This is a genomic window from Halovulum dunhuangense, assembly GCF_013093415.1.
GTDB classification, from domain to species: Bacteria; Pseudomonadota; Alphaproteobacteria; order Rhodobacterales; family Rhodobacteraceae; genus Halovulum; species Halovulum dunhuangense.
The window spans coordinates 890,318-908,229 of sequence record NZ_JABFBC010000001.1; the positions used below are offsets into that span (position 1 = coordinate 890,318).

At 68.6% G+C, this 17,912-nt stretch carries 22 protein-coding genes; 15 read left to right on the forward strand and 7 right to left on the reverse strand.

Going from position 1 to position 17,912, the window contains the following annotated elements; all coding sequences use genetic code 11:
* Nucleotides 1–6: 6 nt before the first annotated feature.
* The 3 genes from HMH01_RS04390 (at nt 7) to HMH01_RS04400 (ending at nt 2,891) form a co-directional block, all read left to right on the forward strand.
* A complete protein-coding gene (locus HMH01_RS04390; RefSeq protein ID WP_171322836.1) occupies nt 7–744 on the forward strand; it encodes a 16S rRNA (uracil(1498)-N(3))-methyltransferase in 738 nt (245 codons plus the stop codon).
* 181 nt (nt 745–925) lie between these two features.
* Complete coding sequence (locus HMH01_RS04395; RefSeq protein ID WP_171322838.1) at nt 926–1,441, forward strand: hypothetical protein; 516 nt, start codon at nt 926–928, stop codon at nt 1,439–1,441.
* Between the two features lie 79 nt (nt 1,442–1,520).
* Nucleotides 1,521–2,891: a glutamate--cysteine ligase gene (locus HMH01_RS04400; protein ID WP_171322840.1), complete on the forward strand. Its 1,371-nt coding sequence runs from the start codon at nt 1,521–1,523 to the stop codon at nt 2,889–2,891.
* A 3-nt stretch (nt 2,892–2,894) separates the two neighbouring features.
* Here the strand turns inward: HMH01_RS04400 and HMH01_RS04405 are convergent, their stop codons facing one another.
* The 4 genes from HMH01_RS04405 to HMH01_RS04420 all read right to left on the reverse strand — a co-directional run bounded on the left by HMH01_RS04405 (nt 2,895) and on the right by HMH01_RS04420 (nt 6,192).
* Nucleotides 2,895–3,308, reverse strand: coding sequence for a DUF805 domain-containing protein (locus HMH01_RS04405; protein WP_171322842.1), 414 nt, complete (start codon nt 3,306–3,308; stop codon nt 2,895–2,897).
* A 90-nt stretch (nt 3,309–3,398) separates the two neighbouring features.
* Nucleotides 3,399–3,992, reverse strand: coding sequence for a glycerol-3-phosphate 1-O-acyltransferase PlsY (gene plsY, locus HMH01_RS04410; protein ID WP_171322844.1), 594 nt, complete (start codon nt 3,990–3,992; stop codon nt 3,399–3,401).
* Complete coding sequence (gene pyrC / locus HMH01_RS04415; RefSeq protein WP_171322846.1) at nt 3,989–5,254, reverse strand: dihydroorotase; 1,266 nt, start codon at nt 5,252–5,254, stop codon at nt 3,989–3,991. The genes plsY and pyrC overlap by 4 nt, the downstream gene beginning before the upstream one ends.
* Nucleotides 5,251–6,192 (reverse strand): aspartate carbamoyltransferase catalytic subunit, encoded by a 942-nt coding sequence (locus tag HMH01_RS04420; protein WP_171322848.1) that lies wholly within the window; start codon nt 6,190–6,192, stop codon nt 5,251–5,253. Before HMH01_RS04420 ends, pyrC begins: the two co-directional genes overlap by 4 nt.
* A 107-nt stretch (nt 6,193–6,299) precedes the next feature.
* Between HMH01_RS04420 and HMH01_RS04425 the strand changes: the two genes are divergently transcribed.
* Genes HMH01_RS04425 through moaB form a run of 3 tightly spaced genes read left to right on the forward strand, consistent with a single transcriptional unit; the run spans nt 6,300 to nt 8,231 of the window.
* Nucleotides 6,300–7,091, forward strand: coding sequence for a uracil-DNA glycosylase (locus HMH01_RS04425; RefSeq protein ID WP_246237272.1), 792 nt, complete (start codon nt 6,300–6,302; stop codon nt 7,089–7,091).
* Nucleotides 7,088–7,684: a metallophosphoesterase family protein gene (locus HMH01_RS04430; protein WP_171322850.1), complete on the forward strand. Its 597-nt coding sequence runs from the start codon at nt 7,088–7,090 to the stop codon at nt 7,682–7,684. The genes HMH01_RS04425 and HMH01_RS04430 overlap by 4 nt, the downstream gene beginning before the upstream one ends.
* Nucleotides 7,685–7,688: 4 nt before the next feature.
* Nucleotides 7,689–8,231 carry a molybdenum cofactor biosynthesis protein B gene (moaB, locus tag HMH01_RS04435; protein WP_171322852.1) on the forward strand — a complete coding sequence of 181 codons (543 nt, stop codon included), beginning with the start codon at nt 7,689–7,691 and terminating at the stop codon, nt 8,229–8,231.
* Between the two features lie 14 nt (nt 8,232–8,245).
* On the opposite strand, the gene HMH01_RS04440 is transcribed toward moaB, so the two are convergent.
* Entirely contained in the window at nt 8,246–9,061 is an 816-nt protein-coding gene (locus tag HMH01_RS04440) for a protein-disulfide reductase DsbD domain-containing protein (RefSeq protein ID WP_171322853.1), read from the reverse strand.
* A 93-nt stretch (nt 9,062–9,154) separates the two neighbouring features.
* Here HMH01_RS04440 and HMH01_RS04445 point away from each other — a divergent pair, with 93 nt between their 5' ends.
* A complete protein-coding gene (locus tag HMH01_RS04445; RefSeq protein ID WP_171322855.1) occupies nt 9,155–9,748 on the forward strand; it encodes a YqgE/AlgH family protein in 594 nt (197 codons plus the stop codon).
* Here the strand turns inward: HMH01_RS04445 and HMH01_RS04450 are convergent.
* The gene (locus tag HMH01_RS04450; RefSeq protein ID WP_171322858.1) at nt 9,745–10,725 is read right to left on the reverse strand and encodes an L-threonylcarbamoyladenylate synthase; all 981 of its coding nucleotides are present in this window, start codon (nt 10,723–10,725) and stop codon (nt 9,745–9,747) included. The two genes, HMH01_RS04445 and HMH01_RS04450, sit on opposite strands and share 4 nt — an antisense overlap.
* A gap of 104 nt (nt 10,726–10,829) precedes the next feature.
* Here HMH01_RS04450 and HMH01_RS04455 point away from each other — a divergent pair, with 104 nt between their 5' ends.
* The 5 genes from HMH01_RS04455 (at nt 10,830) to HMH01_RS04475 (ending at nt 14,838) form a co-directional block, all read left to right on the forward strand.
* Nucleotides 10,830–12,548, forward strand: a complete 1,719-nt coding sequence (locus tag HMH01_RS04455) for an acyl-CoA dehydrogenase (RefSeq protein WP_171322860.1) — start codon at nt 10,830–10,832, stop codon at nt 12,546–12,548.
* Between the two features lie 2 nt (nt 12,549–12,550).
* Entirely contained in the window at nt 12,551–13,591 is a 1,041-nt protein-coding gene (locus tag HMH01_RS04460; RefSeq protein ID WP_171322862.1) for an MBL fold metallo-hydrolase, read from the forward strand.
* Nucleotides 13,592–13,711: 120 nt separating this feature from the next.
* Entirely contained in the window at nt 13,712–13,846 is a 135-nt protein-coding gene (locus tag HMH01_RS04465; RefSeq protein ID WP_171322864.1) for an aa3-type cytochrome c oxidase subunit IV, read from the forward strand.
* Nucleotides 13,847–13,857: 11 nt separating this feature from the next.
* A complete protein-coding gene (locus tag HMH01_RS04470; protein WP_171322866.1) occupies nt 13,858–14,220 on the forward strand; it encodes a hypothetical protein in 363 nt (120 codons plus the stop codon).
* A 27-nt stretch (nt 14,221–14,247) separates the two neighbouring features.
* Nucleotides 14,248–14,838 carry a hypothetical protein gene (locus tag HMH01_RS04475; protein ID WP_171322868.1) on the forward strand — a complete coding sequence of 197 codons (591 nt, stop codon included), beginning with the start codon at nt 14,248–14,250 and terminating at the stop codon, nt 14,836–14,838.
* 102 nt (nt 14,839–14,940) lie between these two features.
* Here HMH01_RS04475 and rpsU read toward each other — a convergent pair whose 3' ends face one another.
* The gene (gene rpsU / locus HMH01_RS04480) at nt 14,941–15,147 is read right to left on the reverse strand and encodes a 30S ribosomal protein S21 (protein WP_161860351.1); all 207 of its coding nucleotides are present in this window, start codon (nt 15,145–15,147) and stop codon (nt 14,941–14,943) included.
* 116 nt (nt 15,148–15,263) lie between these two features.
* Here rpsU and HMH01_RS04485 point away from each other — a divergent pair, with 116 nt between their 5' ends.
* The 3 genes from HMH01_RS04485 to HMH01_RS04495 all read left to right on the forward strand — a co-directional run bounded on the left by HMH01_RS04485 (nt 15,264) and on the right by HMH01_RS04495 (nt 17,905).
* The gene (locus tag HMH01_RS04485; RefSeq protein ID WP_171322870.1) at nt 15,264–15,974 is read left to right on the forward strand and encodes a COQ9 family protein; all 711 of its coding nucleotides are present in this window, start codon (nt 15,264–15,266) and stop codon (nt 15,972–15,974) included.
* A gap of 66 nt (nt 15,975–16,040) precedes the next feature.
* Entirely contained in the window at nt 16,041–16,913 is an 873-nt protein-coding gene (locus HMH01_RS04490; RefSeq protein ID WP_171322872.1) for a branched-chain amino acid aminotransferase, read from the forward strand.
* On the forward strand, nt 16,910–17,905 hold the full coding sequence (locus tag HMH01_RS04495) for an NAD(P)H-quinone oxidoreductase (RefSeq protein ID WP_171322874.1): 996 nt from the start codon (nt 16,910–16,912) through the stop codon (nt 17,903–17,905). The genes HMH01_RS04490 and HMH01_RS04495 overlap by 4 nt, the downstream gene beginning before the upstream one ends.
* Nucleotides 17,906–17,912 lie beyond the last annotated feature (7 nt).

A 17,912-nucleotide genomic window follows, 5' to 3' on the forward strand; every position in this document is an offset into this window, starting at 1 on the left:
GAGTATATGACAGAGAATTCCCCGAAGATCAGGCTCTTTCTCGACGCGGCGCTGTCGGTCGGGCAGATGGTGGAACTGACGCCGGCGCAGACGCATTACCTTGGTGGCGTGATGCGCCGGGCGGCGGGACACGAGGTTGCGGTGTTCAACGGGCGCGATGGCGAGTGGCGCGCGGTGATCGAGGTGATGGAGAAGAAGCGCGCGCGGCTCCGCATCCTCGAGCAGACGGCGCCGCAGTTGGGCCCGCCCGACCTGTGGCTGATGTTCGCGCCCATCAAGAAGGCACGCACCGATTTCATCGTGGAGAAGGCGACCGAACTGGGCTGTGCGCGCATCCAGCCCGTGCTGACCCGCTTCACCAATGCCGAAAGGGTCCGCGTTGACCGGCTTCAGGCCCATGCGGTCGAGGCGGCGGAGCAATGCGGCGGCACCTTCGTCCCCGAGGTCGCCGAGCCGGTCCGGCTGGACCGCCTGCTGGGCGACTGGCCGGCCGACCGGCGGCTCATGTTCTGCGACGAGGCCCGCACAGCACTGCCGGTGGCCGAGGCGCTGGCAGGTGCCGGGGGCGGCCCCTGGGCCATTCTGGTCGGCCCCGAAGGCGGTTTCGCTTCGGACGAAGCCGCGCGGCTGCGCGCCATTCCCGGGGTCGTGCCCGTCACGCTGGGGCCGCGCATCCTGCGCGCCGACACCGCTGCCGCCGCGGCCATCACCGCCTGGCAGATGCAGCTTGGGGACTGGACGTGAGCCCCGGACGACAGTCTGGCCCAACGACGCCCATGCTGGCCGGGGGCTGTCGGCATTCCGCGATCCGGGCGTCCCGACGCATCGCTGCTGCGCGGTGCCTGCGCCCATGTGAGCGCAATGCCAGCGGTGCCGACGCGGCGCCGGCCCCAGGGGCAGGAAGGGCCGTTACGGCGACGGTCCGATGATCCGTCCCAAGGCCATCGCCACCCTTTCCCGTTGGTCAGAGCCTGCGATCTATGCGGGCGCAGGCGCGGTGGGGGCGTTGCTTCTGGTGCGCGGCGTCCAGCTTGGCGGCTGGCTGGTCATGGGGTTCGGCGCGGGCATCGTTGCCCTGTCGGCCCTGGCGGGGCTTGCCTGGTACCGGCGCACGCGGTTCCAGGGCGGGGGAACCGGTGCCGGGCTGGTCGAGATAGACGAACGTCGGGTCGGCTATCTTGGCCCGGAGGGCGGCGGCTTCGTCGATCTCGACGCCCTGTCGCGACTGGATCTGCTGACCCCGGGCGATCCGGGCGATGCGGTCTGGGTGCTGACCCATGACGACGGGCTTCCCCTGCGGATCCCGCTGGGCGCGCGCGGCGCGGGGCGGCTGGTCGACGTCTTTTCCGCGCTGCCGGGGATCCGGATGGACGCGGCGCTGGCAGCGCTTGAGGCGCGGCGCGCCCAGCGCGTCGCGGTCTGGCGGCGGTCACTGCCCTGAGGCTCTCGACCGCACCGCTTGCGGGATTATCTCGGAGCGTCTAAGCCCATGCGGGCGTATTGAAGAGGAAGCTGCGCCCATGTCGATACCCCAGTCCGGCGGTGGCCCGATCGAGGATTTCTCCCAGCTTGCGAGCTATCTCGAGTCGGGCTGCAAACCTGTGGAATCGTGGCGTATCGGCACCGAGCACGAGAAATTCGGCTATTGCTACAAGGAGCGGCTGCCGCTGCCCTATGACGGTGCCTGCTCGATCCGGGCGATGCTGGAGGGGCTGCGCGAACGCTTCGGCTGGGAGCCGGTGCTCGAGGGTGGCAACATCATCGGGCTGGTGAAGAACGGCGCGAATGTCAGCCTGGAACCGGGTGGCCAACTGGAACTGTCCGGTGCGCCGCTGGAAACGATCCACGAGACCTGCGACGAGGTGAACCAGCACCTGCGCGAGGTGAAGGAGATCGCCGACCGCATCGGCGCCGGCTTCATCGGACTGGGCGCCGCCCCGGTCTGGACCCATGAACAGATGCCGATGATGCCCAAGGGGCGCTACCGGCTGATGACCGATTACATGCAGCGCGTGGGCACCCACGGGCTTCAGATGATGTACCGGACCTGCACCGTGCAGGTGAACCTCGACTTTTCGTCCGAGGCGGACATGGTGCGGAAATTCCGGGTGGCGTTGGCGCTGCAACCGGTGGCGACTGCGCTTTTCGCCAACTCGCCCTTCTTCGAGGGCAAGCCCAACGGCTGGAAAAGCTGGCGCGCGCGGATCTGGCGGGACCTGGACCCCGCGCGGACCGGGATGCTGCCCTTCGTGTTCGAGGATGGCATGGGCTTCCAGCGTTACGTCGATTACGCGCTCGATGTGCCGATGTACTTCGTCTATCGCGACGGGAAATACATCAACGCGCTGGGCCAGTCGTTCCGCGATTTCCTGAAGGGCGAGTTGCCCGCCCTGCCGGGCGAGAAGCCGACGCTCAGCGACTGGGCCGACCACCTCACCACGATCTTCCCCGAGGCGCGGATCAAGAAATTCATGGAAATGCGCGGCGCCGATGGCGGCCCGTGGCGCAGGCTCTGCGCGCTGCCGGCCTTCTGGGTCGGGCTGCTCTACGACCGCTCGGCGCTCGATGGTGCGTGGGATATCGTGAAGGACTGGACGGCGGAGGAGCGCGACACGCTGCGCCTGGATGCGGCGAAGCTGGGGCTCGAGGCTGAGATCCGCGGCCGGTCGATGCGCGAGCTTGCGCGCGAGGTGCTGGCGGTGTCGCAGGCCGGGCTGGTGGCGCGGGCGCGCAAGGGCGCGGGCGGGCTCATCGCGGACGAGACGCATTTCCTGAATGCCCTGCACGAGACGGTGGAGTCCGGCCAGACCCCCGCGGACGAGATGCTGGCGAAGTATCACGGCGCCTGGGCGGGCGATCTGGACCGCGTCTACGCCGAATACAGCTACTGAGAATTACTCGAACGCGGCGAGGTCCGGCGCGCTCAGCGGGTCGGGCCCGTAGCGATTGGCGCCGATCTGGCCGGGCAGGCACAGGATCAGCACAAGCATCGCCAGGCAGAACAGGAACGCCCCCGCCATCGCCGCCTGACCCAGAAAGTAGAAGGGCAGGCACAGCAGCGGTGCAAGCAGGTATAGCGCCGAGCGCCCGGTATCATGCAGCCGCCGCGAGGCGGCCGAAAGCGTGGGCATGAGGAAGGCGACGCTGACCCCGGTCGAGATCATCTTGGTCTGAAGCGCCAGTTCCAGCGGAACGGTCGCGATCCCGACCAGGACGGTGAACAGGAAAAACCACCAGAATTCCGACCGCCGCGCGCGGCCGCGAAATTCCATGAACCGCTCCAGACAGGCCATGATGGCCCCGCCCATTCCCATTTTCCGCCGCTCCGCCGAAGGCGTACGCTCGCCGTTGGTCACCGCTTACCACTCCCCTCGGCCCGGCCGGCCCACGGGACGGCATCAGGTCTGGCGGCCGCGTCCGATCCGGGGCTCCGTCCCGGCCCGCAGCCGCCCGATGTTGTCGCGATGCCTCCAGAAGATCAACACGGCCATCACCGCCGTGGCCAGGGTTTCGACCAGAGGGCTGCCCGCGAACCACACATAGAGCGGCGCAAGCGCTGCGGCCACAAGCGCCGAGAGTGACGAGATCCGCCCGATCGCGGCCGTCGCGAGCCAGGTCAGGCAGGCACCGATCCCCGCAAGGGGCGCCATGGCCAGCAGGATGCCCAGATAGGTCGCGACCCCCTTGCCGCCGCGAAAGCGCAGCCACACCGGATAGAGATGCCCCGCAAACGCGCCAAGCCCCGCCACCGCCGCCGCCCCGGACCCTGCCAGCCATAGCGCGATCAGCACCGCAGCCGCCCCCTTGCCGCTGTCGAGAACAAGGGTGGCCAGCGCCGCCCGCTTGTTGCCGGTGCGCAGCACGTTGGTCGCACCGATATTGCCCGATCCGATCTGGCGCAGGTCGCCCAGCCCCAGCGCGCGGGTGATCACGATGCCGAAGGGGATCGAGCCCAGCAGGTAGCCGCCCAGCAGCGCCAGCGCCCAACTCATCGCGCAAAGACCTCTTTTCCGCCGACCAGCGTGCGCAGCACCCGGCCCTGCATCCGCCGCCCGTCATAGGGGGTGTTCTTCGACTTCGAGCGGAGGGTGGAGCGGTCCAGCACGAAGGGCGCGTCGGGATCGAACAGCACCAGGTCCGCCGGCGCCCCTTCGGACAGCCGCCCGCAGGGCAGGCCCAGCAGCCGCGCCGGGTTCAGCGACAGGGCACGGAACAGGCGCGGCAGGTCGATATGCCCCGCGTGGTAAAGCTGCAACGCGGCGGGCAGCAGCGTCTCAAGCCCCACGGCGCCGGAAGCCGCCTCCTCGAAGGGCAGGCGCTTGCTTTCCTCGTCCTGTGGCGTGTGCATGGAACAGACGATATCGATGAGGCCGGATGCCAGCGCCTCGACCGTGGCCATCCGGTCATCTTCGGACCGCAGCGGCGGCTTCACCTTGAAGAAGGTGCGGTAGTCGTCCACGTCGAAGGTGTTCAGCGTCAGGTGATGGACCGAAGTGCCCGCCGTCAGCCGCAATCCGCTGGCCTTGGCCCGCTCCAGCACCGCGAGCCCGGCGGCGCAGGTAACCTGGTCGGCGTGGTAGCGCACGCCGGTCATCTCGATCAGGGCGATGTCCCGCTCGAGCTGCATCCGTTCCGCAACCGGGCTGACCGACGGCAGGCCCAGCTTGGCCGCGAAGGGCCCGGATGTCATGCAGGCGCCGGCAGACAGCCCCGGCTCCTGCACATGGCCGACGATCAGCGCGTCCAGCCCTGCGGCGTACTGCATCGCGCGGATCAGCACCCTGGGATCGCGCACCGGTCGGTCGGCATCGGTGAAGGCGACCGCGCCGGCATCGCGCAGGAAGCCGATCTCGGTCATCTCCCGGCCCTCGAAGCCCTTGGTCAGCGCGGCCATCGGCAGCACGTTGACCGGCGCCGCCTCGGCCGCGCGGCGCATGGCGAAGGTCAGCGCCTCGGGCGTGTCCATCACCGGCCTCGTGTCGGGGCGGGTCACGATGGTGGTCACGCCGCCTGCCGCCGCCGCGGCCCCGGCGGTGCGGTAGCTTTCCTTGTGGCGCTCGCCCGGCTCGCCCACCTTGACGCCGATATCGACGATGCCGGGGGCAAGGCACTTGCCGCCGCAGTCGATCACCTCGCCCTTCGGGACAATGTCGCCCAGGGCCGCGATCACGCCGCCCTCGACCAGGATCGAGCCGTCTGCGACGGTCCCCGCCTCGGGGTCGACCAGCCGGGCGTTGGTCAGGGTCAGCGTCATGCCATCCCCCTTTCCGCGCGCAGGTTGCGCGCCAGCAGGTCCATCGCGGCCATGCGCACGGCGACCCCCATTTCCACCTGCTCGCGGATCACGCTGACATTGATGTCGTCCGCCAGCAGACCGTCGATCTCTACCCCGCGGTTCATCGGGCCGGGATGCATCACGATGGCGTCGGGCCTGGCGTAGGACAGCTTCTCGGCATCGAGCCCGAAGCGGTGGTAATACTCCCGCTCCGACGGGATGAAGCCGCCATCCATGCGTTCCTTCTGCAACCGAAGCATCATCACCACGTCCGCATCGCGCAGCCCCTCGCGCATGTCGTCGGTGGTCTCGGCCACCATGTGGTCGACGCCTGACGGCATCAGGGTGCGCGGGCCCACCAGCCGGACCCGGTTCTCCATCAGCCCGAGCAGGATCATGTTCGAGCGCGCGACACGGCTGTGCGCGATGTCGCCGCAGATGGCGACCGTCAGGCGGTGCAGCCGGCCCTTGCGCCGGCGGATCGTCAGGGCATCCAGCAGCGCCTGCGTCGGATGCTCGTGCCGCCCGTCGCCCGCGTTCAGCACCGCGCAGTTCACCTTCGACGCCAGCAGGTTCACCGCGCCCGAATGGGGGTGGCGCACCACGATCAGGTCGGGGTGCATCGCGTTCAACGTCAGTGCCGTGTCGATCAGCGTCTCGCCCTTCGAGATGGAACTGGCCTGCATCGCCATGTTCATCACGTCCGCGCCCAGCCGCTTGCCCGCGATCTCGAAACTGGCCTGGGTCCGGGTGGAGTTCTCGAAGAACATGTTGATCTGGGTCAGCCCTGCCAGCACCCGTTCGGGCGCGCGGCCTGCGCGGTTCGCCTCGGCATAGGTCTCGGCAAGATCGAGCAGCGTGGTGATCTCGGTGGGCCTCAGCCCCTCGATCCCAAGAAGATGGCGGTGCGGAAACAACGGGATGCCCTCTCGAAGCGTCGCGCCGTTATGTCAAATGCGCGGCGGGCGCACAATCCCCGCGGGCGGGGCTGGCTGGCACGGGCCGCGGCGCCTAGATTGGGGGCATGAACGACTCGATGACGGATGCCTTCGACCCATACCCGGACCCGCGCGACGCGCTGGCGGCCCTCGCCTGGCAACTCGAGGCCGGGGTGGACGAATGCATCGAGGAGACGCCGGTCGATCGCTACGCGGCGAAGCCGCAGGCGCCGGTCGCGACAGCCGCGCCCACCGCACGGCCTGTCGCATCGGAAACGGCCCCGTCCGAGGCTGCGGCTGCCATCGCGGCGCGTTGCGGGACGCTCGACGAATTGCGCCTGGCGATGGACGCCTTCGAAGGATGCGCCCTGAAGAAGGGGGCGCGGAACCTCGTGTTCGCCGACGGGCTTCCGGGCGCGCGGGTGATGATCGTGGGCGAGGCCCCCGGCCGCGAGGAGGACATGCAGGGCAAGCCCTTCGTCGGGCAGTCGGGCCAGCTTCTGGACCGGATGTTCGCCTGTATCGGGCTGTCGCGGCAGGCGACCGATCCGGGCGCCGCGCTCTACATCACGAACACCTTGCCCTGGCGCCCGCCGGGCAATCGCGATCCCTCGACCGACGAACTGGCGATGATGCTGCCCTTCCTTCATCGCCATGTGGCGCTGGCCGCGCCCGAGGTGATCGTGGTGATGGGCAACACGGCGGCGAAATCGCTGCTTCAGACGAAAGAGGGTATCACCCGTCTGCGCGGCAACTGGGGCAGCGCGCTCGGCCATCCGGTGCTGCCGATGTTCCATCCCGCGGCGCTGCTGCGCGACCCGCTCAAGAAGCGCGCGGCCTGGGCCGATCTTCTGGCGCTGAAGGCGCGGCTCGGATGACCCGGATCCTGGCCTTTTCCGACCTTCACCTGTCGCGTGGCCGCGCCGAGGCGCTGGTTGCCGCAAGCGCCGACGCGGATCTGGTGATCGGTGCCGGGGATTTCTGTAACCAGCGCGAGGGGCTGGTCGGCGCGATGTCGATGCTGAAGGACATGACCCGCCCCTTCGTGATGGTGCCCGGCAATGCCGAAAGCGCCGGGGAACTGCGCGAGGCGGCGCATCAGGGAATGACGGTCCTGCATGGCGAAGGCGTCGAGATCGCCGGCCTTGCCATATTCGGCCTGGGCTACGGCATTCCCGAGACGCCGTTCGGCGCCTGGTCCTGCGACATGGGCGAGACAGACGCCGCGGCGCTGCTGGAACGCTGTGCGCGCGCCGATATCCTGGTGACCCACTCGCCGCCGAAGGGCGCGGTGGACGTCACCTCGCAGGGCCGCTCGGTCGGCTCAACCGCGATCCGCGACGCGATCCTGCGGCTGCGACCGCGGCTTGCGGTCTGCGGCCATATCCACGACAGCTGGGGCCGCTCCGCCACGATCGGCGCCACGCAAGTCCGCAATCTTGGCCCCACGCCAAACTGGTTCGAGGTCTGATCCCATGTCCCGCATCGACGAAACCCGCGAGTTCATCCCGGTCCGCATCGCCGTTCTCACGGTCTCGGACACCCGCACCCTGACGGAGGACCGCTCCGGCCAGACGCTGGTGGACCGTATCGCCGAGGCGGGGCACCTGCTGGCCGATCGCAGGATCGTGCAGGATGAACGCGCGCTGATCGCGGATACGCTGCGGGAATGGATCGCGGACCCCGCCGTGGACGTGGTCATATCGACCGGCGGCACCGGCCTCACGGGGCGCGACGTGACCGTCGAGGCGCATCGGGACGTCTATGAAAAAGAGATCGATGCCTTCTCGACCGTGTTCACCCATGTCTCGATGGCCAAGATCGGCACCTCGGCGGTGCAGAGCAGGGCGTGCGGCGGCGTTGCTGGCGGCACTTATCTCTTCGCGCTGCCGGGCAGCCCCGGCGGCTGCCGCGACGCCTGGGACGAGATCCTGAAATGGCAGCTCGACTACCGCCACCGCCCCTGCAACTTCGTCGAGATCATGCCCCGGCTGGAAGAACACAAGCGCCGCAAGTGAGTGGGGGGCCTGCGTCAGGGGGCCGTGGGGCAGCCGGCAAGTTCGACCGCGCGGCCGGGTCCGAACAGGGTCATCCGCAGCGCCCCGCGATCCAGCGCGAAAGGCCCCTCGCCGAAATAGGCAAGCCCTGCCGCCACCTCCAGCGTGTCTGCCGCGCCGGATACCTGTTCGGGGTCGATCCACACATCTTCCGACCCGCTTTCGATCACCACCATCTCGGGTGTCCAGCTGCGGCCGGGCCAGTCCATCGCTGCCGTCAGCGCGAAATCGTCCCCGGCAGGGTGGATCGTGCAGCGATGCCCGGTGATGCCCGCCTCGGCCGCGCCCAGCGCCGTGGTGCCCAGCGCCGCGCGGATCGCACCCGCGCCCTGCTGCTCGCCCGGCTGGATGTCCAGCGCCTCGACCGTTTCGGCGGGGATGCAGACGTCGGAGCAGACGCCGTAGAACATCGACAGGTTCAGTTCGAGCTGCGCGTCGGGCCGCTCGGGCGTGATCTCGATCGGCAGGATCACCTCGTTGCTGTAGCCGATGCTGGTCGCGCCGAAGCTTTCGAAGATCTCGGGCCGTGGCCAGTGCACGACGGCCCGGGCGACATTGTCGGACCTGCTCCAGTCGAATACCGGCGGGATGCCGTTACCCTGCGGGGCGCGCCAATACGTCTTCCAGCCGGGCGCAAGCACGATGCGCAGCCCGGCCATGCGGTTCCCGTTCTCCAGTTCCCAGCCGGGCATGAGGTCCACCGCCGACACGTCCTGCTGGGCCCGCGCCGGATGGCCAGGGACTGCAAGTGCCACGAGGGCCACGGAAAGACTCAGGAATCGCGCCACCATGGCACATGCTTAGGCCTCGCGCGCAGCGGGGGGAAGTCACAAGCCGGAGAGTTGCCGCTTGTGTCATCGCCGGGCGAGGGGCATGTTTCGGCCATGATCAAGCCCGGCGAAGATACCCCCTCGGCCGATGCCGAGTTCCTTGAAGGCAAGCTTCTCGTCGCCATGCCGGGCATGGGCGATCCGCGATTCGACCGCTCGGTGATCTTCATGTGCGCCCATTCCTCCGAGGGCGCGATGGGGCTGATGATCAACAAGCGCGCCGAGGAGCTGACCTTCCGCGAACTGCTGGACCAGCTCGACATTCCCGTCGCGCATCCGGTGCAGACGCCAACGGTCTATTTCGGTGGCCCGGTCGAACATGGCCGCGGCTTCGTGCTGCACAGTGCCGATTACAGCACGACCGGCTCTACCATGAGCGTGCGCAACAGCTTCGGCGTGACCGCGACGCTCAGCATCCTGCGCGATATCGCCGAGGGGCGCGGCCCGCGTGCGGCACTTCTGACCCTGGGTTATGCCGGCTGGGCGCCCGGCCAGCTTGAGCAGGAGATCCAGGCGAATGGCTGGCTGACCTGTGACGCGGACGAGGCGATCGTCTTCGATACCGCGCCGGAAAAGCGCTGGGCCGCGGCGCTGAGCCGGATCGGGATCGACCCGCGCCTGCTGTCTGCGGAAGGCGGCCGCGCCTAGCTGTCCCTTGGTGCCGCCGCGCGGCGCAGCCGGTCGTTGATGGCGCGGCCCAGCCCGTGATCGGGCACGGGGTCGACCAGCACGCGGCTCACGCCCATTTCCCGCGCCAGCGCGTCGATGGCGTGAAGATGGGCGAACAGCTTCGCCGCCGCCTCACGCAGGTCGCGCCGTTCGGACAGGCTGAGCCCCCGGCGCCCCGCAAGCGGCCCGAAGGCCAGCCATAGCGCGCCTGCATCGGCCACATCCGCGTTCAGGACAAGATCCACACCGGGAGCATAGTGCGATTTCAGCTGTCCGGGTGCCGTGATGTCCCCGGAGATGTCTGTCGCGACCGCCTCGCCCAGGGCGTCCTCCAGTGCCTCGAGCGGCAGGCCGCCGGGGCGCAGCAGCAAGGGCGCGTCCCCGGTCAGGCCGAGTATGGTCGATTCGACGCCCACGCCCGTCGGCCCTCCGTCCAGCACCGCCGCGATGCGACCCGACAGCCCGTCCAGCACATGATCGGCCGTGGTCGGGCTGATCCGGCCAGAGGGGTTGGCGGACGGTGCCGCGACCGGACCGCCGAATTCCCTCAGCAGCGCCTGCGCCAGCGGATGCTCGGGCACGCGGATGGCCACGCTGGGCAGCCCCGCCGTCACCAGGTCGGCCACGCGCGCCCCCTCGGCCAGCGGCAGGACCAGTGTCAGCGGGCCGGGCCAGAACGCATCGGCCAGTGCAAGCGCGCGGGCGTCGAAGCGGGCGATCTTTCGCGCCGCTTCCAGATCCGGGACATGCACGATCAGCGGATTGAAGCGTGGCCGGCCCTTGGCCTCGAACACGCTGGCGACCGCGCGCGGATTGGTCGCGTCCGCGCCCAGCCCGTAGACCGTCTCTGTCGGAAAGGCGACAAGCTCGCCCGCGCGCAGCAATCCGGCCGCCGCGCGGATCCCGCGCGGGGTTGCGGAAAGCCTGATCGTGTTCTGCGTTTCGCTGGTCGACATGACGCGGGGTTGGCGCTTGTCCGGCGGTTGGCCGGGAATTAGGGTTCCCCGCAGCGATATGGGAACGCAGGCCGCGCCTCAAGCGGCAATCGGGAGGACGGTCGATGACCTATCACGCGCCAGTGGCCGACATGCGCTTCTATCTGGACCGGGTGCTGGGGGCGGACCGGCTGGCCGCGACGGCACTTTTCGCCGAGGCGACCGCAGACACCGCCGAGGCCATCCTGGCCGAAGCGTCGCGGCTGGCGCAGGACGTGCTGGCGCCGCTGAACCGGGCCGGCGACCTCCATCCGGCACGGCTGGAAAATGGCGTGGTGCGCACCTCGCCGGGCTTTGCCAGCGGCTACCGCGCGATCGCCGAAGGGGGCTGGGTGGGCATGTCCGGCGCGCCCGACTGGGGCGGCATGGGCCTGCCGATGACCCTGGCCACCTGCGTGAACGAGATGATGGCCAGCGCCTGCCTGTCGCTGTCGCTGAACCCGCTGATGACCCAGGGCCAGATCGAGGCGCTGGAGCATCACGCCGCGGACGATATCCGCGACCTGTATCTGCCGAAGCTGAACTCCGGCGAGTGGACCGGCACGATGAACCTGACCGAGCCGCAGGCCGGTTCGGATGTGGGCGCCCTTCGCACCAAGGCGGAACCGAACGTCGACGGCACCTACGCGATCACCGGGCAGAAGATCTACATCTCCTGGGGCGATCACGACATGGCCGGGAATGTCTGCCACCTGGTGCTGGCGCGGCTGCCCGATGGTGCCCCGGGCACGAGGGGGATCAGCCTGTTCCTGGTGCCGAAATTCATCCCCGATGCGCAGGGGCGGCCCGGGGTGGCCAACAGCCTTCGCCCGATCAGCCTGGAGCACAAGATGGGCCTGCATGGCTCGCCCACGGCGGTGATGGAATACGACCGCGCCACCGGCTGGCTGGTCGGCCCGCCGCAGGGCGGCATGGCGGCGATGTTCACCATGATGAACAACGCCCGCCTCGGCGTTGGCGTCCAGGGGCTGAGCCAGGCCGAGGCGGCGTTCCAGAAGGCGCTCGCCTATGCGCGGGACCGGCGCCAGGGCCGCTCGCCGCTGGCCGAGGGGACCGGCACCATCCTCGATCATGCGGATGTGCGGCGGATGCTGATGACGATGAAGGCGTTGACCGTGATGGTGCGGGCGATCTGCCTCGACTGCGCCTTTTCGCTCGACATGGCGCGGGCGGCGGAAACCGGGCAGGAGGCCTGGGCCGCACGCGGCGCGGTGCTGACCCCGATCGCCAAGGCCTTCGGCACCGATACCGGCTGCCGCGTGGCCGAGCTTGGCGTGCAGGTGCATGGAGGCATGGGCTATGTCGAGGAGACGGGCGCCGCGCAGTTCTACCGCGACGTCCGCGTGACCGCGATCTACGAGGGGACGAACGGTATCCAGGCGATGGACCTGGTGGCACGCAAGCTGGCCGATGGCGGTGCCGCGCAGCGCGCCCTGCTGGACGAGGTTGGCGCCACCGTCAGAGCCGCCAGTGCCGCGCATCCCGACCTGGCCGATACGCTGGACGCGGCGCGCCAGGCCCTGGAGGAGACGGTCACTGCCTTTGTCGCCGCGCCTGACCTGAACGAGCGGTTCGCCGGGGCGACCCCCTATCTGCGCGCCTTCGGGCTGACCCTTGGCGGGCACTACCTGCTGAAGGCGGCGCTCGCGGGGGATGCGGACCGGCTGGCGCTGGCGCGTTTCGGGATCCGCCACCTTCTGCCCGAAGTGCCTGCGCTTTGCGCCTCGGCCCGGGCAGGGGCGGAGGATCTCTATGCGCTCTCGCCCGAGGCGTTGGCGTCCTGATCATGGATGGCGGCTCCCAGGCGCTGGAATTTCCCCATGCCGACGCGCCCGCAGAGGGCGCGGGGCTGGAGATCGCGCCGGGCATTCTGTGGTTCCGCCTGCCACTGCCGAACCGGCTGAACCACGTCAACATCTATGCGCTCGATGATGGCGACGGGTGGAGCGTGGTGGACACCGGCTATCACTCCCGCCGGAGCGTCGCCCTCTGGGAGGCGATCCTTGCCGGACCGCTGGCGGGACGGCCCCTGCGGCGGGTGATCCTGACCCATCACCATCCCGACCATATCGGCATGGCGGGCTGGCTTGCCCGGCACCGGGACGCGCAGATATGGGCGACCCGGACGGCGTGGCTGATGGCGCGGATGATGACGCTCGACATTCAGGATACGACCCCGCAGGAGGTGCTGGCCTTCTACCTTCGCGCGGGGATGGATCCCGTTCTGCTGGAAAAGCGAAAGCGCGACCGGCCGTGGAACTTCGCCGATGTCGTGCATCCGATCCCGACCGGATATGTTCGCCTGTCCGAGGGGGACAAGGTCACGACGGGCGGCCGGGACTGGCGCGTGGTGATCGGCCATGGGCACGCGCCGGGGCACGCGACCCTCTGGTCCGAAGATGGCGCGCTGGTGCTGGCCGGCGACCAGGTGCTGCCGGGGATATCCTCCAATCTCGGCGTCTGGCCGACCGAGCCCGAGGCCGACCCGGTCGGCGACTGGCTGGAAAGCTGCGCGCGGCTGGCGACGCTCGCCACGCCGGATCAACTGGTGCTGCCGGGACACAAACTGCCCTTTCGCGGCCTGCCGATCCGGCTGGAGCAGTTGATCGCCAACCATCACGGCGCGCTGGCGAGGCTGCTTGACCACCTTGCGACGCCTCGGACCGCGCATGACTGCTTTGCGCCGCTCTACAAGCGCAGCATCGGCGAAGGGGAATACGGTCTCGCCCTTGCCGAGGCGATCGGCCATCTCAACCACCTGTACCGGGGCGGACAGGTGCGCCGGGACGTGTCGGAAAGCGGCGCCTGGCTTTGGCAACGGGTGTGAAACCGGCTTCGGTATCCTTCTGCATACTTTTTGCGGGGCCGCTTCGCATTCGACGTGACTTTCTGCTAATCTCTCTGTAAGGCGACCGCAAAAGGGTCGGAGAGACTGGAGACTCGGGACATGAGCGAACACGATCACGGCAAGATGGACATCACCGAACAGGAGCGTACCTTCGAGGGGTTCATCAAGTTCTGGATATGGCTTTTCGGAATAAGCGCGGGCATCCTCGTCTTCCTCGCCATCTTCAATTCCTGATCCCCGTGCGCTTGGCTGTGCGGCTTGGCGCAGCCATCGTCGCCTGCGGGCTGGCGGTGACGCCGGTTTCCGCGGCTGATCCCGCGATGGTCGAACGCTTCGCGGCGCTTGCCGATGCATTTTCGGCAAGACTTCCACGCTCGCCGCTGGAGGGGCTCGCGCCGGCATCGCGTCGGGACCGCGCCGATTGCATCCTTACGAATTTCGAAACGGCGCATGGCGCATCGGGACTGAGCGCTCTGATGTCCATGATGAGCGTGCTCGCCTCAGGTGCGCAGTTCGACGACCAGACGATCGTTGATTTCAACGCCCGATTCGGGCCCGATTACGACCGTATCGAAATGGAGTGCACGCGCGCCCAGCGCGGTTCCTGACCAGACCCACGCGGAGTTCCCCCACCAATGCGCGCCGTCCGCCTTGCCCTGTCCCTGTGCTTCATCGCCCTGACTGCCGCCTGTGCCGTAGAGACGGGCGCGCCCCCGGACGAGATCGCGCGCGCCCGGCACGTCTCGGGCGAGGCGCCCTATATCGCCGTGGTGTCGATGGTCGACAACACCGACGGGCGCGCCGCGCATTCCGCACTGGTGATCAACGCATCCGAGCGGGTGATCTACGACCCCGCGGGAACCTTTGATCATCCCGACATGCCCGAGCGGGGCGATATCCACTACGGCGCGGACGACCGGATGATCAGCTATTACGAGCGTTACCACGCCCGCTTTTCCCATCATGTCCATGTCCAGAAGATCCCCGTCAGTCCCGCGGTGGCCGAAATGGCGCTGCGCCGCGCACAGGCGCAAGGGCCGTCGCCCAAGATGTTCTGCACCGTGCACACCACCGAAGTGCTGCGCGACGTGCCGGGCTTCGAAGGGTTGAGGGTCAGTTTCTTTCCCGAGGTGCTGCGCGAACAGATCGCGGCCTTTCCGGGGGTGGAGAATCGCTACCGCTACGAACAGGACATCGGGCAGAACGTGCCAACCGGCGAAAGCTGAACTCGATCCGGCGATCCGCCAGAAATGACAAAGCCCCGCGGCTTTCGCCCGGGGCCCGTCTGCCACGGACCCCGAAGGGCCCGCAGGTCACGCCATGTCGTCTTAGAGAAGACCTTCGCGCTGCGCCTTCTTGCGCGCGAGTTTGCGTGCGCGGCGGACCGCTTCGGCTTTCTCGCGGGCTTTCTTGACGGAGGGCTTCTCGAAATGCTGCCGAAGCTTCATCTCGCGGAACACACCCTCGCGCTGCAATTTCTTCTTCAGGGCACGAAGCGCCTGATCGACATTGTTGTCGCGAACCTGGACCTGCACTGGCTTTCACCACCTTTCTGATGTGAATGTTTCGAAATCTCGCAGGAGGCCGCTATATATCAACCTCATGCCGGACTGTCCACACCCGGACGGACCGGAGCAAGAGAGAGAGACTGATGACCGAAACACAGGAAACCGGGATCGATCCGGTCGAGGACACGAAGGCGCGCGTGCTCGCCGCGGCGCTTCCGAACGTGGTGTTCGACGGCTGGACGGACCGCGCCATAGCGGATGCGGTACGCGACTGCGGCGTGGATCCCGGCCTTGCGCGGCTGGCCTTTCCGCGCGGCGGCATAGACCTTGCGCTGGCCTTTCACTGGGCGAACGATGCGGCGCTTGCCCGGCGCATGGCCGAGGCGGACCTGGGCGCGCTGCGCTATTCCGAGCGGGTCGCCCGCGCGATCGAGATGCGGCTGGAACTGGTCGCGCCCCACCGCGAGGCGGTGCGGCGCGCGGCCGCCCTGTTCGCCCTGCCCATCCATGCCGCGGATGGCGCGCGGGCGATCTGGCACACGGCCGACACGATCTGGACTGCGTTGGGCGACACGTCGGAAGACGTGAACTGGTATACCAAGCGTGCCACCCTGTCGGGGGTCTATTCGGCGACGGTTCTCTACTGGCTGGGCGATGACAGCCCCGACATGGAGGCGACGCGCGCCTTCATCGACCGGCGCATCGGGGATGTCATGCAGATCGAAAAGGTGAAGGCCCGCTTCCGCGAGCACCCGATCGGCAAGGCGGTCATGGCCGGCCCGGGCCGGATCCTGAGCCATGTGCGCGCGCCGGGGCAGGGCGCCGACGACCTGCCGGGGCGCTGGCGGCGCTGAACCGTCGCCTTGTGCAGGCGTCGGGCTCTGGCTAACGTGGCCGCCGATCATTGAGAGGCGGCTGCGATGGCAATTGGCAAGACGATACACACCTGGTTCGACGGACACTGGCAGGAGGGGAACACCCCCGTCATGGGCGCCGCCGATCACGGCACCTGGCAGGGTACGCTGGTCTTCGACGGCGCCCGCGCCTTCGAGGGCGTGATGCCCGATCTGGACCTGCATTGCGCCCGCATCGTCCGCTCTGCCCGGGCGATGGGGATGGACCCGGTAATGCAGGGCCCCGAGATCGCTGCCCTGATAGCCGAGGGCGTGCAGCGCTTCGCGCCCGGCGCGGCCCTTTATCTGCGCCCGATGATGTGGTCCACCGAAGCCTCGCCCGCGCTGATCGACGCAGAGCCCGGCTCCACCCGCATGGCCATCTGCATCGAGGATCTGCCGCTTCCCGATTTCGCCGGCCTGTCGCTGACAGTGTCGCCCTTCCGCCGCCCGCGGCAGGACACCGCCCTCACCGAGGCCAAGGCCGCCTGTCTTTATCCCAACAACGCGCGGATCGTGCGCGACGCCCGCGCGCGCGGCTTTCACAATGCGCTGTCGCTGGATCTGGACGGGCATGTCGCGGAAACCGCCTCGACCAACGTGTTCATGGTCCGCGATGGCGTCGTCCTCACGCCGGTGCCGAACGGAACCTTCCTTGCGGGCATCACGCGGGCGCGTGTCATCGGCCTGCTGCGCGACGCGGGGCTGGTCGTGGAAGAGACATCCCTGACGGTCGGGGATTTCCACGCCGCCGAGGAGATCTTCCTGACCGGCAACGCCAGCAAGGTCATGCCGGTGACCCGTTTCGAGGATCGCGACCTGCCCATCGGGCCCGTCGCGCGCAAGGCGCGGGCGCTCTACTGGGACTTCGCCCACTCTTCCCGGATCGCCGCGGAATGAGCCTGCCCTCGGACATGCTGGCGATAGAGATCGCGGCCCCCGGCGGCCCCGAGGTGCTGACCCCGGTACGCCGCCCGGTCCCGCGCCCCGGCGCGGGCGAAATCCTGATCCGCCTGACGGCCGCCGGGGTGAACCGGCCCGACGCGCTGCAACGGGCCGGGAACTATGCCCCGCCGCCCGATGCCTCGGACCTGCCGGGGCTGGAATGTGCGGGCCATGTCGCCGCTGTCGGTCCCGGCGCCAGCCGCTGGAAGGAGGGCGACGCCGTCTGCGCCCTGCTGCCCGGCGGGGGCTATGCAGAATATGCGGTCACGCCCGCGGCGCACGCGCTGCCGGTGCCGGCCGGACTTTCGCTGTTGCAGGCGGCGGCCCTGCCCGAGACGTTCTTCACCGTCTGGAGCAACGTCTTCATGCGCGCCGGCCTGAAGGCCGGAGAGCGGTTTCTCGTTCATGGCGGGTCGTCAGGCATCGGGACGACGGCCATCCAGCTGGCCCGGCTCTTCGGTGCGCGGGTCTTCGCCACTGCCGGCACGCCGGACAAATGCATTGCCTGCGAGGACCTGGGCGCCGAGCGCGCGGTCAACTACCGCAAGGAAGATTATGTCGCCGTCCTGCGCGAGGCGACGGGCGGACAGGGGATCGATGTATCGCTCAACATGGTTGGCGGCGACTACATCGCGCGTGACCTGCGGCTTCTGGCCGAGGACGGTCGGCTGGTGATGATCGCCTTCCTGCAGGGGGCGAAAATGGAATTGAACCTTGCCTCTGCCATGATGCGGCGGCTGACGATCACAGGCTCTACCCTGCGCCCGCAATCGGTCGCCGCAAAGGCCGCCATCGCGGCAGAGCTTGAGGAAAAGGTCTGGCCGCTGATCGCCGCGGGCCGTCTTGGCCCGGTGATGGACGAGACGTTCCCCCTGTCTGAGGCGGCCCGTGCCCATGCCCGGATGGAAAGCTCGGCCCATATCGGCAAGATCGTCCTGGCGGTCTGAGGCCGGC